This window comes from Helicobacter sp. MIT 00-7814, assembly GCF_003364115.1.
Taxonomy (GTDB): Bacteria; Campylobacterota; Campylobacteria; order Campylobacterales; family Helicobacteraceae; genus Helicobacter_F.
The window spans coordinates 1-14,976 of record NZ_NXLL01000013.1 but is presented as its reverse complement, the minus strand read 5'-3'; the positions used below and the strand labels follow the sequence as shown (position 1 = coordinate 14,976).

The window sequence follows — 14,976 nt, the reverse complement described above, 5'->3', positions numbered from 1 at the left end:
TTTGTATCGTCTCGCTAGCGCACATTCCACCTTTTATAGTTGTTTGGATTTCTGCCTTTGTTAGTGTTGTTTGGTTTGCAAGTTTTTTAATTTGTCACTGCGAGGCAGAGCTGAAGCAATCTGTAAAGATTCTTAACTTAGAGATTTAGCAACAAAACCGCGCTTATTACAAGCACCACGCCTACATAGCCGATAGGCTTTAGCTTTTGTTTAAAAAACACATAGCCCCCAAGCACTGAACCTAAAATCCCAATAGCACCCCACAGCGTGTAAGCAATAGGCAATGCAATGCCAAAACTCACTGCATACGCTAAAAGCAAAAACGCCACATCTACGAGCACAAGTGCGCTAATGCCCCAAATAAGATTCTTAAATCCATTCGATTTTTGCAAGCAAAGATTTGCCAGCACATCTAAGATTCCAGAAAATACAATCATCAAAAAGCCCATTTATCCCCCTTAAATCTTTCTAATGCTCTTCACCAGCAATAATACAAATAATGCCTACAAAGCCAACGACAATGCCAAAATATTGCTGTGTGCTTAAATGTGGGTTAAAAAACAAAAAGCTAATTGCCAGCACGCCCACAAGCCCTAGAATCTCCCACACGCTGTATGCCACGCCAAGGGCGATTTGACGCAGTGCTAATGCCATAAAAAAGTAAGAAAAATTCACAAATACAATCATTGTGATTTTCCCGTATATCGGATTTTGCAAAGCTTTTAGCATGCTTACGCCACTCACTTCCAAAGCTATGGCTAATAGTAAAAATGCCCATGCCATTTTGCGGGATTGCATCGCCTCTCTCCTAAAAATTTTTAAAAGAAATTATAGCGTTTTTGTAGAGAAATTTTAAAGGTAGCGCGTGGCTGGGGGGGGGGATAAAAAGTGAAAGAGAAAAAATGCGTTTTAAAAAAGCTTAGATTCTCTAATTTGCAAAAGTGAAAATCCCGCTTGCCTTTAGCTTCCTTAATTTAACGCAATAAGCGCAACTAAAGAAGCAATTAAGAAGGCAATTAAGGTTGCGAGATTTTCTTAAAGAGATTTTATTGCGCTATTTTTAAGAATCTTTAGCTTTGCTCTCTTGATTTGCCTTAGATTCTTTATTTTCTTTAGGCGCTTTGAGCTCTTTTTGTTTAGAATCTTTTCCACTTTTTGCAAGCTCTTTTTTCACCTCTTGCTCTTTTGCTTTTAAGATTTTCAACTCTTTTTGCTCTTTGGCTTGAAGTTTTTTGTCTTTTTTCTTTTGGGATTTTTCAGCCTTTTTGCGCTCTTTAAACTGCCTTAGAATCTCCTGCGTTGGGTCATCGCTGTGGTGTTGGTATTCAGAATACTGCCACACGATATGCGGATCAGGCAAAAGGCATACGCGCGTTTGATCCTTTTCTTCATAATCGATTTTGCTTAGCAAATCGCGCGCGATATTGAGCCTTGCGCGCTTTTTGTCGTTGGTATTCACCAAAATCCACGGGCAAAAATGCGTATGCGTGCGCGCAAACATTTTTTCAAATGCTTCGGTGTATTCATTCCACAAGCTTAGCGATTTATCATCAATCGGACTTAGCTTCCACATGCGAAGCGGATCAGTTTTGCGACGCAAGATTCTGCGTTTTTGCTCATCTTTCCCCACATCAAGGAAATATTTAAAAATCATCGTCCCACTTGCGATTAGCATATGCTCCAAATTCGCCACTTGCGTGATAAACTCTTTATACTGCTCTTGTGAGCAAAAGCCCATCACGCGCTCCACACCCGCGCGGTTATACCAGCTACGATCATAAAAGACGATTTCCCCACCGCTTGGCAATGTTGAAATATAGCGTTTGAAATACCATTCTGTGCGCTCTACCTCGCTTGGCTTAGGAAGTGCCACCGTGCGACAACCACGCGGATTTAGATGTTCTTTCAATGCTTTGATTGTGCCACCTTTCCCCGCTGCATCGCGCCCTTCAAAAAGTATGGCGATTTTTTTATCATACTTTTTCACCCAATTTTGCAACTTGCATAATTCAATGTGAAGTTTTTGCAATTCTTGCTCGTAAAAGCTCTCTTTCATGCGACCATTTTTAGCCTTATACACTTCTTTTAAATCAAGCTCATTCTCCGGGCGGATAACCAACTGCTTTTCCTTAGACATGCTCACTCCTTGTAATTCAAATAAGCTAATATGGTATCATTTAACAAAAAGTTGTTACTTAAAATAGCTTTTAAAATTAGAAGTTTTGTATGCGGAGGTAAAAAATGAAACAATCTAAAATGCGCAAGATAAATTTACTTTTATTAGGTGTGGATTCTCAAAGTGCAAAAATCCTGCTCAATAGGCAAGCACAGCGTTTTGGTGTGGTGCTAGAGGAAAAGGATTCTTTGCTTTGTGCGCGTGAAAATGATGAACCGCGCGCTGGCTCAAATGATTCTGGCTTGAAAGGATTTTGCGCGGAAGTTTTGGCGCTCTTTGGCTCAAAAGCGCTTTTTGGCGAAAGTCTGCCACAAATCGCGCTCAATCTCTTAAAAGCAAAAAATCTCAAACTCACCACCGCCGAAAGTTGCACCGGCGGGCTTTTGGCGTATCAATTTACCAAACTTAGTGGCGCGTCAGAAGTCTTTGATGGAGGCGTGATAAGCTATGCAAACGCGATAAAGCAAAAGTGGCTTAAGGTGGATTCTCAAAGTTTAGAAACTTTTGGTGCGGTGAGTGAATCTGTCGTTGGACAGATGACTAAAGGCGCGCTAGAGCTAAGTGGCGCGGATATTGCGCTTGCGACAAGTGGGATTGCAGGACCGCTGGGCGGAAGTGCGCAAAAGCCTGTAGGGCTTGTGTTTATAAGTGTGCAGGGCAAAAATAAAGGCGCAAAAATCGAGCGCCATTGCTTCAAAGGGACGCGCACAAGTATCCAAAAGCAAGCGTGTGAAAGCGCGATTATTATGCTAATTAGAGAGATTTTAGAATCTTAGAGAAAAACAATTGCGCGATTTTTACCCAAAAATCATATAATGCGAGGCTTCTTAAGAATTATTCTAATTTTTAAGGGAAAATGAGAATCTCACCGCCATTTTGGCACGCGAAATTGCGGGATTTGCAAGATTGCAAGATTCTATGAGATTTACTTTAAGGACAGATTTATGCAGACATTTTTTATAAAAAATTTAGATTGTGCTTCTTGTGCTGCAAAGATTGAAAAAGAGCTCAAAAATGCGCCGGGTGTGCGCGAAGTCAAACTTTCTTTTGCGCTTAATACTTTGCAAATTGACTGCGATGATATAGAATCTATAAAAGCGCTCATTGCGCGCCTAGAGCCAGATGTGACTTTGAGTGAGAAAAAGGAAAAGACTTATTTTTTTAATTCGCAGTTTTTCTTGCTTCTTGGTTTGGTGGCGCTGTTTTTGACGTCGCTTTGGGTGTTTCACTATATTGAAGGCGCGCAAAATTATGAGGTGTTTTTTCATATTTTTTGGGTTGGGATCTACCTTGTAAGCGGGCGCAATGTGTTTTTGGGTGCGCTAAGGAGTTTTAAGAAAAAAGAGTTTTTTGATGAAAATGTGCTTATGCTAAGCGCGTCCATTGCGGCATTTTGCATTGGTGCGTGGGAAGAGGCGGTGAGTATTATGCTGTTTTTTTCCGCGGGGGAATATCTGCAAGATGTGAGCGTGAAAAAGTCAAAAGACACAATAAACGCCGCTACTTTGGACCAAACAACCATCGCGCATAAAATTGAAGGCGCACAGGTTGAGGATATTGATCCAAAGGAATTGAAAGTGGGTGATGAAATCGTGCTGTATGCGGGAGAAATGCTGCCTTGTGATAGCACGCTTTTAGAATCTAGCGCGAGTTTTAACTGCGCGGCAATTAGCGGGGAATCTCTGCCCTGTGATTTTAGCAAGGATTCTGAAGTGCTTTCTGGCTCAATTGCGCTAGGAAGTGCGATAAAGCTTAGAATCTTGCGCCCTTTTGAAAAAAGCCAAATTGCTAAAATTACCGAGCTTATCACAAATGCTTCTTCGCAAAAATCTTATACAGAAAATTTCATCACCACTTTTGCGCGCTATTACACACCTATCGTGCTTGCGCTTGCTGTGCTTATTGCGATTATCCCGCCACTTGTTTTTGGGGAATCTTTTGAAGAGTGGATTCACCGCGCGCTTGTGGTGTTGATGGTGAGCTGTCCTTGTGCGCTGGTGGTGTCTGTGCCGATTGGCTATTTTGGGGGATTAAGCGCAGCGAGTAAAAATGGTGCGCTTTTAAAAGGCTCAAACTACCTTGAGGCGCTAAGTAAGCTCTCTCTCATCGCGTTTGATAAAACCGGCACGCTCACAAAGGGCGTTTTTAAGGTGATTGATATTTTCCCTGCTCAAGGCTATAGTAAAAATGATGTTTTGCATTACGCCCTGTGTGCGCATAATCTCTCAAATCACCCCATCGCACAATCTATCAAAAGCGCGTATGAGGAGCTTTCCCACACGCACCATGTGAGCGAGTATGAGGAGCTTTCCGGGCTTGGTGTGCGCGCTGTATGTGATAATCACGAGATAATCGCGGGAAATGATAAGATTTTGCATAAGTTTGATATTTTGCATAATACCTGCCATGTGGAAGGAAGCGTGATACATATTAGCGTGGATAAAAGCTATTTGGGCTATATTCTAATTGCTGATGAGCTTAAAAATGACGCGATAGAAGTGCTACATGAGCTCAAAAATATGGGCATAGAATGCGTTATGCTAAGTGGCGATGGGAAATATCCATGCGAAGTGGTGGCAAAAAAGCTAGGTTGTGAGTATTATCATTCCTTATTGCCACAAGATAAGTCAAGGATTTTTTCTGAATTAAAAGCACGCGTTCAAAATAAGGGCAAAGGCAAAGTTGCCTTTGTAGGCGATGGAATCAATGACGCGCCGACTTTAGCGCTTGCTGATGTTGGGATCGCTATGGGTGGGGGAAGTGATATAAGTCATCAAAATGCTGATGTGATTTTGCTAAATGATTCTCTTGGCACGCTTTTAAAAAGCATAAAAATCGCTAAAAAAACAAAAATCATCATTTATCAAAATATTATTTTCGCGCTTGCAGTCAAAGGCGCGTTTATCGTGCTTGGGCTTTTTGGCTTGGCAAATATTTGGGAAGCAGTTTTTGGCGATGTGGGCGTGGCGCTGATAGCCTTAGCAAATGCAATGCGATGCTTGAAATTGTAAAATCTATTTTTAAGTAAAGAATTGGCACAATGCACGCCCGAAAGCTTTAAGCTTTCAAAATCTATTTTAGGAGCAGGACAATGAAAAAAGTTCTAGTAAGTTTAGCCCTAGCAGGCACATTGGTAAGTGGCACATTTGCTGCGGCAAACTCGAATACAGGTTGTGGTCTTGGATCATATTTGATTGACAAAAAAGGGCTTGTTTGGAATATTTTACAACTTACAACAAACTCAACTCTTTGGAATCAAACTTTTGGTATCACTTCAGGAACGCTTGGTTGTAAAAATGAAGGTCTCGTAATGGATACACGCACACAAGAATTTGTGGCTTCAAATATGGACCAACTTTCTAAAGAAATCGCGCAAGGCAAGGGCGAGTCACTTGATACTTTAGTAGAGCTTCTAAAAGTTGAGGATAAAGAAGGCTTCAAAGTAGCATTGCAAGAAAACTACAATAAACTTTACGCAAGCAAAGACGCTCAAATGGCTGATGTGCTAGGCGGCGTAGCTACACTTTAATTTTTTAAAAGCCCTCATTACGCAAAAATACTTGCAAAATGGGGCGCTTTTACACACTACTTTATAAATAATGATGAAATTTCCCAAACTCTTTTTTCTTTGGCTTCTTTTTATTTCGCTCTTTCCTCCACTGCTGGCGGATTCTAAACCTTATCAACCAAAAAACATTGCAGAATCTACAAATCTAAGCAACCAAAAAACGCCGAGTATGAGCGCGCAACGCAGTGGAGCGGAGCCGAGCGGGATTCATTCCCGCGAAGGTGATACAATTAATGACATAGAATCTCATCAACCAAACAGCATTACAGAATCTACAAATCTAACAAATCAAAAAAACCCCGAGTATGCACGCGAAGCGGAGCCGAGCGGGATTCATTCCCGCGAAGGTGATACAATTAATGGAATAGAATCTACAAATCCTATCAACAAAGCCCTAGAGCTCAAGCTTGCAGATTCTAAGCAATGGCGAGATTTGCTTCATTTTGGCAGGTGGGAAAGCGAGATTGATTCGCTAGAATTTTTTTACGCGCCAAATGGCAAAAAGGACGCGGAGGCTGAGCTTATCGCTACTATCAAGGCATTTTATACGCCAATAGATTTGGTGGAAGTGCCAAAAGATTTTGAAGAAAAGGTTTCAAAAACAAATGCGCTTTTGGATTCCGCGGTGACTTCACTGCCACGCCGTTCGGCAAAAAAGCAAGATTATCACGCGATTTGTCGCTTTCCTGCGCGCTTTTTTTATCTTAATTCTGTGCTAAATTTTGAGAATCTTCCGCAAGTAGAATGCGAGGAATTCCACCAAATGCGCGATTATGTCAATCCAAAAAGTGCCACGCTTATTTTTCCTTCCGCGCATATTAACTCGCCTGCTTCGATGTTTGGGCATACATTTTTATTGCTAAATTCCGGCTTTAACTCGCGCTTGCTCTCTTTTGCAATCAATTACCAAGCTGCCGCTGATGAGAAAAGCGAAAATGGTCTTGCGTTTGCGTATAAAGGCTTGCTGGGCTTTTATGAGGGGCGTTACTCGATTTTGCCATATTACGACAAGATTAAAGAATATCGGGATTCTGAAAACCGCGATATTTGGGAGTTTGATCTAAATCTTACAAGTGATGAGATTGCGCAGATGTATCGGCATATTTGGGAGCTTGGCGATGCGTGGGCGTGGTATTATTTTTTTGATGAAAATTGCTCGTATAATATGCTGTGGTTGCTTGAAGTCGCGCGCCCGAGCCTAAATCTACGCAAAAAGTTTATCTATCAAGTCAATCCGCCTGAAACATTGCATGCCATTAATGAGGCAGGATTGATTGAAAAAGAGACTTTTCGCCCAAGTAAACGCACAAAACTGCTTGAGTATGAGCGCTATATGAGTTTTGGCGATGTGAGGAAGGCAAAGAAAGTGGCATTAGGGAAAATTGAGCCCCAAACTATAGCGCGAGATTCTGTGCTTTCTCTCAACCAAAAGCAATTTATTTTAGAATCTAGCATTGAAATGAGCGAGTATTGGTATATGAAGGGCAAGCTTGAAAAGGAGCAATACACCGATATTGCGCACAAAGCTGCGCTAGAGCGTAGCAATCTAGGTGCAAGCACTGCGTTGCAACCGCCCGCGCCTAGCTCGCCATTAGGGGCAAATCAAGGTTTGCGCGTAAGTCCAATGTATTTTTATCACGCAAGGTTAGATTCTCACAATGCGCGCAATGCTACAAATGCACTAGGGCTTGATTTTCGCTTGACTTACCATGATATTACGGATAATGATTTGGGATATTTGAAAGGTGCGCAAATCGAGTTTTTAAAAGTCTTAGCTTATGCGGGCTTAGATTCTAAAAATAATCAAGTTTTGCAAGTCCATCAAGCCACTTGCTATCCATCGGCTCATTTGCAGGCGTGAGCAAATTTTTCACGCCATTTTCTTATAGAATGGATTTGGGTGCTTCAAGGCAGTTTTTGACACCACATTTGCGCGCTTATGCGTCCTTTGGCGGGGGTGTGTCAAAAAATATCGGGCGCAATTCGTTTGCCTATTATCTCTTTGAGCCAACAATTTATTTTAATACCAAAAATAAAGCAGATTTTTTGCTTGCAAATGTGCTTGGGGTTTCGCTTTCAAACGATGCGCGCTTGAAATTTAATACAGAATATAAATTTAGGGCTTATGATTTGCGCACTTTTGGGCATTATGTCACTTTGAGCGCGTCAATTAATCTTATCCATAATCTAGGGCTTTTCACAACTTTGGAATATAACCTTGTGCCAAATAATTACACTTCTACGCTTTCAGTCCAAAGTGGCGCGAGAATCTATTTTTAAATTCTATAGAGTTATAAAAAATTGCTAAGAAAAAGGGATTTTTAGGGATTTGGTTTTGTAGGGGGATTTGTAAGAGAGCTAGGGGAAGCCCCTAGCTTTTGAAAGACTTTCTTAAGATTAGTTAAGAAGTCTTAGGATATTTTGTTGCACTGCGTTTGCTTGTGAAAGTGCATAGCTACCAGATTGAGCAAGGATATTGAGCTTGCTAAATTCTGTGCTTTCAGCTGCGAAATCCACTTCGCGGATTTGAGATTCAGCTGCTTTGACATTCACTTGAGTAACGCTAATGTTATTTACTGTGCTCACCATTTGTCCTTGTACAGAACCTAAGTCAGCGCGGATTTTATCAAGCATTTTTGTAGCAGATTCTGCGATATCCATTACCACCATCGCACCACGTAAGCTTGTTACACCAGCGCCAAGCCCTTTGTCTTCAGCAGCAAATACGCCATTGTAGTTACCACCAGCAGCAGAGCGGATATCCGCACCAAAAGAGCCTGTAACTTCACGAAGATTCACAGTAGCTTCTGCCACGGTTTGATTTGGGCTATAGCCTGTAGCACTCACACCTGTTCCGCTTACAAGGATATCTCTTGCGTCTGTGCGCACAAGTGAAAGACGCCCAAGGTTCATAGAACCACCTGTAGCTACACCATTATTAACTGTTCCTTGGATATTTTGTCCGCCATTAACGGTATCAATAGCAAGCGCACCTTGTCCTTGTTGTCCTTGTCCGCCTTGTCCTGCACCGGGTTGATTTACCACGCCTGTTGTTACAAAGCTAATACCGCGTCCATCTGTGCTTCGTAGATTTAAGCGACCAAGATTGTCTGTGTAAGCTTCCACACCTGTATCTTGAGTAGCAGCATTGATTGCTTGCACCAAGCGTCCATCGCTGTCATTATCTCTAATACCGATGATATCACCAATTGTTACGCCATTTAGCACCACGCCACCAAGTGATCCTGCTTTAATCGCGTCATCTGAAGTGGTGATAACATTTGCCTGTGCGCGCACACCTGTTTTATCAGAGTTTTTATTGATAACTTCTGCGAGGTTTCCTAAACCTGTGCCTGCTGAAGTAGAGATTTTTACAGATTCTAGCTCGACATCATTGATACCATCAACATTGATGAATTTAATTTTCACTTCACCAGTTGAAGTCACATTCTGACCTGTTTCGATACGCGCTTGACCGATTTTATCAGAAGTTGTAGAACCAATAGATGCTTTAATGCTTTGGTTAGAATACGCGCCCACTTGAAATTCTTTATTAGAGAATGCACCAGAAAGCAAAGCTTGTCCGTTGTAAGTGGTTGTATTACCAATCATATCTAGACCTTCAATCAAGCGTTTAATGTCAGCTTGAATTGCTTGACGAGATTGTGTAGATTGTCCATCTTGTGCTGCTTGCACGGCTTTTACTTTGATTGTATCAAGGATTTTGATTTGCTCATCCATCGCTTTATCCGCAATTTGGATAATCCCCATACCATCATTTGTGTTTTTAATAGCTTGCCCTAGCGCGCTAGCTTGACTTCTCAAACTATCTGCAATCGTCATACCTGACGCGTCATCAGCTGCTTTGTTAATTCTTAAACCTGAGCTTAATTTTTCCAAAGAACTTTTCAAGCTATTTTGTGTGAAGACCCCTTGCACATGTGAGTTAAGTGCGTTAATGTTTGTATTGACTTGGAAAGCCATGTGTTACTCCTTGTAGTTATTCCTCCGCGTCCTTGCGATAGGTTGAGGTGTAAATCGGAAAGTCGCAAAAAACTTTAATACTTTTTTGGTAGAATTTGCTTGAAAAATCTAACAAAAGGCTTATTAATGAATACAAAGCGCATTGAGTTTATCAATCTCAAAGCCCAATACAGTGCCTATAAAGCGGATATAGATTCTCACATGGCGGAAGTTTTGGAATCTAGCAGTTATATTTTGGGTAAAAGCGTGCAAGAGCTAGAATCTAATCTTGCGAAGTTTGTAGGAAGCGCGGGAGCAAAGGCGATTTCTAGTGGGACGGATTCTCTTTTGGTGGCGCTTATGGCGCTTGGCATTACGCGCGGTGATGAGGTGATAACTACGCCTTTTACCTTCATCGCTACAGCCGAGATGATAGCACTACTTGGTGCAAAGCCGGTATTTGTGGATATTGATGAGCGCACTTATAATATTGATCCAAACAAAATCGAAGAAGCAATTACCCCTCAAACCAAAGCCATAATCCCTGTGAGCTTGTATGGTTTGCCCGCGGATATGGATAGAATCAATGAAATCGCTAAAACGCATAATCTCGCAGTAATCGAAGATGCATGTCAGAGCTTTGGCGCGCTTTATAAAGGGCGCAAAAGTTGCAATTTAGGCAAGGAAGGCGTTGTGAGCATTGGCGTAACGAGCTTTTTCCCCTCAAAACCGCTTGGGTGCTATGGCGATGGCGGGGCGATATTTTGCAACGATGAGGAGCTAGATTCCAAAATCGCTTCAATCCTCAATCACGGGCAAATCGGGCGCTATGTGCATAAATATATCGGGCTTAATGCAAGGCTAGATTCCCTGCAGTGCGCGGTATTGAATGCAAAACTCAAATACTTTGAATCTGAACTTGCCACGCGTCAAGAGCTAGCAAAGCGCTATAATGAAGGCTTTGCACCTTTGAGCTTGTCAGAATCTGCGTTTTTAGAATCCGCTCAAAAAAGCGGGGCTACGCAAAGTGCAGATTCTAATCCGCGCCTTATTTTGCCTTTTGTGCCAAATAACTGCGTGAGCGTGTATGCGCAGTATTCCTTGCGTTTGGTGGATTCTCACTCTTTGTGCGAAAGCGCGCCACTTGATGAATCTGCGCTTAAATCCCGCGCGCAAAAAAGAGAAACTTTGCTTAATGCGCTTAACGCTCAAGGTATCCCAACAGCTGTGCATTATCCTATCCCACTACATTTGCAAGAATCTTTGCGCTACCTTGATTACAAGCTTGGCGATTTCCCAGTGAGCGAAAAAGTCTCAAGTGAGATTTTCTCGCTTCCTTTTAGCGCGTTTCTCACACACGAGGAGCAAGACTACATTATAAAGACGCTAGATTCTCAAATCCACAAACTTTAAAAAAGGCAATTTCTCATGGAAAATAAACTTGTAAAAATCGGCTTGCTAGGCATTGGCAAAATGGGGCAAAACCACTTGCGAAATCTCAATATGTTAAAAAATGTCGAGGTGAGCTTTATCTATGATGCGAATGAAGAGCTTTTGCAAAAAACTGCCAAAGAATTTGGAATCCACGCGCTTAAAAATGATAGCGAGCTAGAGGACGCATTAAAAGCAAGCGATGGTGTGATTATCGTAACGCCGACATTTACGCATTTTGACTATATCCAAAAAGTGAGCAGTCATATCAAAAATATCTTTGTCGAAAAGCCCCTAACCGACACGCTTGATACAACTGAAATCATCGTTAATGCTGCCAAAACAAAGAATCTCAATATCCAAGTAGGCTTTATCGAGCGCTATAATCCGGCGATTTGCGCACTGCAGGAGTTGCTGAAAAACTCAAAGCGGATTTTTAATATCGATTTAACCCGCACAAATAAAATGAGCAATCGCATTACAGATGTTGATGTGGTGATGGATTTGATGATACATGATATTGATTTGAGTTTGCTTTTTAACGGAGCGGCGGAAAAGATAGAAGCCCATGGCGTGGTAATCAATGGCATGATAGAATACGCGCGCGCGATGATAACGCACACAAATGGCGCATTTAGCACCATCACCGCTTCACGCGTGACAGAAAAGAGAATCCGTCAAATAAGCGTAACTTGTGAAGATATGTATGTGGATTGCAATCTTTTAAGTAAAGAAGTGCTTGTAAATAAGCAAACTATCGAGCAACATTTGCATAATATCTCAATTTCTAGTCGGAGTGAATCTATCGAGGTGCGCCCGCAAGAAGCGCTACTTTTGGAATTGCTAGACTTTGCAAATATGTGTCGCAGTGGTAAAAGTAGCCCAAAAGCACCAAATGAAAATGATGGCAAAAACGCCATGCTTGTGGCAAATAAGATACAAAATCTCATAGCCCCCCCCCTTGTGGCAAATGAAATAATCAAACTAAGCGCGTAGCGTAAAACAACACAACAACTTTGAATTAAGGAAATTAGGAGAAAAAAGGTGAGTGCTCAAAATGAAATTTTTCTTTGCAGTATTTGCAATGTGACTTCTGGAAACTGCGCGGAGGACTGCAAATACTGCACGCAAAGTGCGAAATACAATACACAAATTGCAACTTATAAAAACAAGCCGATTGAAAAGATTTTGCAAGAAGCAAGGACGCTAAAGGAATATGGCGCGCTTGGGTTTTGTCTAGTAACTTCTGGGCGCGGGCTAGATTCTAATAAATGTGAATATATCGCAAAGGCTGCAAGCGCGATAAAAGAGGCAGATTTGGGCTTGCATATTATCGCGTGCTGTGGGCGTGCGGATTTGGATTCTCTAAAATACCTTAAAAAGAGCGGCGTGGATAGCTACAATCACAATTTAGAGACTTCAAAGAATTTTTTCCCGCAGGTGTGTAGCACGCACACTTGGAATGAGCGCTTTGAGACTTGCGAAAATACGCTAAAAGCCGAGCTTGGGCTTTGCAGTGGCGGGATTTTTGGGCTAGGGGAGAGCTGGAGCGATAGGATTGATATGCTAAAAACCTTGCAGATTCTCACCCCGCACTCAAGCCCGATAAATTTTTTTATCGCAAATCCAAACTTGCCACTTTCTGCCCAAAAGCTCACCAAAGAAGAGGCGCTAGAATGCGTGGTGCTGGCGCGCGAGTTTTTGCCAAATACGCGTTTGATGATAGCAGGCGGGAGAGAGCATATTTTTGGCGAGGAGCAAAAGGCACTCTTTGAATGTGGGATAAATGCCGTTGTGCTGGGCGATTATCTCACCACGCAGGGCGAAGCGCCTAAAAAAGATGTGGAGCGCATACTTTCTTATGGCTATGTTGCTGCTACGAGTTGCCATTAAGCGCGTTGTTTAGCGCAGTTGGCGTATTTTGCGTGTAAAATTTAGCCACTAAATATATAAGTTTTTAGATAGAATCCTTAGGAATTTTTTTCTAAAAAGGATTCTTTTGAAAAGGCATTGTAAAAAACTCTTATTGTGCGCGTTTTTGCTTTGTTCGCAAGGTTTTAGCTTAGAGGCTAAAAGCGGATTTTATGGTGAGGCAAGCTTTAATACAGGCTATTTTTACCATACAAATAGCAATGCAAGCGCGAGCGCAATCCCTAGTGGCATTGGCTTTGAGCTTGGCTATATTTTGCAAAATACTTTCAAAATTGGCTTGCTAGGAAGCTTTCTTTCTTCGCCTATGAGTGATAAGAGCGCAAGTTTTGTTTCAAGCAATCCTAGCATTGTCGATACCACCACGCGCTATCAAGGCGCGAAGCAACTTCTAAATTTTGAGTTTGGCTTAAAAGGCGGGATAAATATCCTTGAGCGCAGCAACGCCACGCATGGCACACTTTATCTTAATAGCGGAATGTATGTCAAAGATATAGCAATCGCAAGTGTGGGCGATGCGTATGCGGATATCGTGCATTCTGTGATCCCCTTTGAAGTCGAGGGGCTGTTTTATCATAATGAAAAGTTTGGAATCTATTATCTTGGCGCGTTTGATTTGATGAGCACGATTTATAATTTTGGTCCTACCACGGTGAGGAAAAGCGCGCAAGAGAGGGCAAAAGAGTATGTGATTTCGTATGGTGTGCGCTTGGGCGCGGGAGTGAGTTATAAAGTCAGCAAAGATGCGAGATTCTTTGCAAGGTTAATCTTAAGCTATATCTACGCACCGCAAAGCCCCACACAGCAGATTCTCACACCTTCCCGCACGCCAAATTCTAACCCCGCAATCTTAGGCGATGTGCGCGCAGATGTGTTTTATCCATCAAACAACACTTTGGGTATCAACCTAAAAATTGGCTTTGGATTCTAAGGGGGCTGTATGAAAAGAATGAATATTTTTTATTTTGTGGCTCTTGTGTTTTTGGGATTGCAAGGCGTGGTGAATGGCGCAGAAAAGATGAGTTTGCTAAAAAATGGCGTATATAAAAATGTAGGCTTAAGCGCTGGATATTACTACTATGGCGAGGTTGATAGGCGAGGGGATTTTGTCATGCGTATGGATACTGCGCCACTTGGCGTGTTTGGGAGTCTTGGCAAGGCGTATGAAAATGGGCTAAAACTTGACGCGCTAGCAGAGATTAATGCTTCGATTGGGCTTTATACCGGCGCTGTACTTGATACTTCAAATGCAAATCGCGATGGGCAAAGCCTGCAAACGCTCATTGGCAATACTTTTATAAAAGGTGTGGGGCGCGTGGGCTATGATGTGCTAAAGTCCTTTTCTTCTGCGAGTTTGTATCTGCAAAGCGGGTTTGGGTATTATTTTAATTGGACAAATTTCCTCTCTATCCCGCGTCTGCAGGGCTATGCGTATATTCCGCTTGAGGTGGAGGGACAAGTTGCGCTAAGTGAGAAATTAGCCCTTGATTATGCGCTTGGCTACAATCTCTTTTTATTTGGGAATCACTACACAAATGGCTATGGCTGGGGCTATAGTGGTGCGCTTGATACCACGCAGACAAAAGGCTTGGGGGGAATTGCAAAAGTGGGATTTTCTTTTTTCAACAAAGATGGGGAGAAAAATTCCTTTGGCGTGATATATGAGTTTTGGAGCGTGGAAGGCTCAAATCCCGCGCGCCTCACAGATTATACCGGCAAAGATGTAGCGCTCTATGAGCCCAAAAACACCTCGCATATTGTGAGATTCTACTATTCGTGGGATTTTTAGGGGTTAGTTTTTTGAGCTTAATACCGCCCACGCAAAAATTTAAAGGAATTCAAGTTACGCATTGAAAATGCGTAACCCCTAAAAGCGTTGTCGGGGTTTGGGGGTGCAGGGGGATAAGGG

The 14,976-nt window shown here is 42.2% G+C and carries 14 protein-coding genes; 10 read left to right on the top strand and 4 right to left on the bottom strand.

The window, feature by feature from the left end:
• Positions 1 to 137 precede the first annotated feature (137 nt).
• From CQA49_RS05330 to ppk2, 3 genes are all read right to left on the bottom strand, one after another.
• Complete coding sequence (locus CQA49_RS05330) at positions 138 to 449, bottom strand: SMR family transporter (RefSeq protein ID WP_115574934.1); 312 nt, start codon at positions 447 to 449, stop codon at positions 138 to 140.
• Positions 450 to 468: 19 nt separating this feature from the next.
• Positions 469 to 798, bottom strand: a complete 330-nt coding sequence (locus tag CQA49_RS05325) for a multidrug efflux SMR transporter (RefSeq protein WP_115574933.1) — start codon at positions 796 to 798, stop codon at positions 469 to 471.
• A gap of 262 nt (positions 799 to 1,060) precedes the next feature.
• Positions 1,061 to 2,137 carry a polyphosphate kinase 2 gene (gene ppk2 / locus CQA49_RS05320; RefSeq protein ID WP_115574932.1) on the bottom strand — a complete coding sequence of 359 codons (1,077 nt, stop codon included), beginning with the start codon at positions 2,135 to 2,137 and terminating at the stop codon, positions 1,061 to 1,063.
• Positions 2,138 to 2,241: 104 nt separating this feature from the next.
• Between ppk2 and CQA49_RS05315 the strand changes: the two genes are divergently transcribed.
• The 5 genes from CQA49_RS05315 (at position 2,242) to CQA49_RS05295 (ending at position 8,024) form a co-directional block, all read left to right on the top strand.
• Complete coding sequence (locus CQA49_RS05315) at positions 2,242 to 2,952, top strand: CinA family protein (RefSeq protein ID WP_258864206.1); 711 nt, start codon at positions 2,242 to 2,244, stop codon at positions 2,950 to 2,952.
• Positions 2,953 to 3,120: 168 nt separating this feature from the next.
• Positions 3,121 to 5,187: a heavy metal translocating P-type ATPase gene (locus tag CQA49_RS05310; RefSeq protein ID WP_115574931.1), complete on the top strand. Its 2,067-nt coding sequence runs from the start codon at positions 3,121 to 3,123 to the stop codon at positions 5,185 to 5,187.
• Positions 5,188 to 5,267: 80 nt separating this feature from the next.
• On the top strand, positions 5,268 to 5,705 hold the full coding sequence (locus CQA49_RS05305) for a DUF3015 family protein (RefSeq protein ID WP_115574930.1): 438 nt from the start codon (positions 5,268 to 5,270) through the stop codon (positions 5,703 to 5,705).
• Between the two features lie 73 nt (positions 5,706 to 5,778).
• Positions 5,779 to 7,605: a DUF4105 domain-containing protein gene (locus tag CQA49_RS05300; protein ID WP_181882614.1), complete on the top strand. Its 1,827-nt coding sequence runs from the start codon at positions 5,779 to 5,781 to the stop codon at positions 7,603 to 7,605.
• Positions 7,575 to 8,024 (top strand): hypothetical protein, encoded by a 450-nt coding sequence (locus tag CQA49_RS05295; protein WP_147288655.1) that lies wholly within the window; start codon positions 7,575 to 7,577, stop codon positions 8,022 to 8,024. The genes CQA49_RS05300 and CQA49_RS05295 overlap by 31 nt, the downstream gene beginning before the upstream one ends.
• A 117-nt stretch (positions 8,025 to 8,141) precedes the next feature.
• On the opposite strand, the gene CQA49_RS05290 is transcribed toward CQA49_RS05295, so the two are convergent.
• Complete coding sequence (locus tag CQA49_RS05290) at positions 8,142 to 9,728, bottom strand: flagellin A (RefSeq protein ID WP_115574927.1); 1,587 nt, start codon at positions 9,726 to 9,728, stop codon at positions 8,142 to 8,144.
• A 126-nt stretch (positions 9,729 to 9,854) separates the two neighbouring features.
• Between CQA49_RS05290 and CQA49_RS05285 the strand changes: the two genes are divergently transcribed.
• The 5 genes from CQA49_RS05285 (at position 9,855) to CQA49_RS05265 (ending at position 14,856) form a co-directional block, all read left to right on the top strand.
• Entirely contained in the window at positions 9,855 to 11,120 is a 1,266-nt protein-coding gene (locus tag CQA49_RS05285; protein ID WP_115574926.1) for a DegT/DnrJ/EryC1/StrS aminotransferase family protein, read from the top strand.
• Positions 11,121 to 11,135: 15 nt separating this feature from the next.
• Positions 11,136 to 12,134, top strand: coding sequence for a Gfo/Idh/MocA family protein (locus CQA49_RS05280; RefSeq protein WP_115574925.1), 999 nt, complete (start codon positions 11,136 to 11,138; stop codon positions 12,132 to 12,134).
• A 48-nt stretch (positions 12,135 to 12,182) separates the two neighbouring features.
• A complete protein-coding gene (locus CQA49_RS05275; RefSeq protein WP_220271726.1) occupies positions 12,183 to 13,031 on the top strand; it encodes a biotin synthase in 849 nt (282 codons plus the stop codon).
• 106 nt (positions 13,032 to 13,137) lie between these two features.
• Positions 13,138 to 13,998, top strand: coding sequence for a hypothetical protein (locus tag CQA49_RS05270; protein ID WP_115574923.1), 861 nt, complete (start codon positions 13,138 to 13,140; stop codon positions 13,996 to 13,998).
• A 9-nt stretch (positions 13,999 to 14,007) separates the two neighbouring features.
• Positions 14,008 to 14,856, top strand: coding sequence for a hypothetical protein (locus CQA49_RS05265; protein WP_115574922.1), 849 nt, complete (start codon positions 14,008 to 14,010; stop codon positions 14,854 to 14,856).
• Positions 14,857 to 14,976 lie beyond the last annotated feature (120 nt).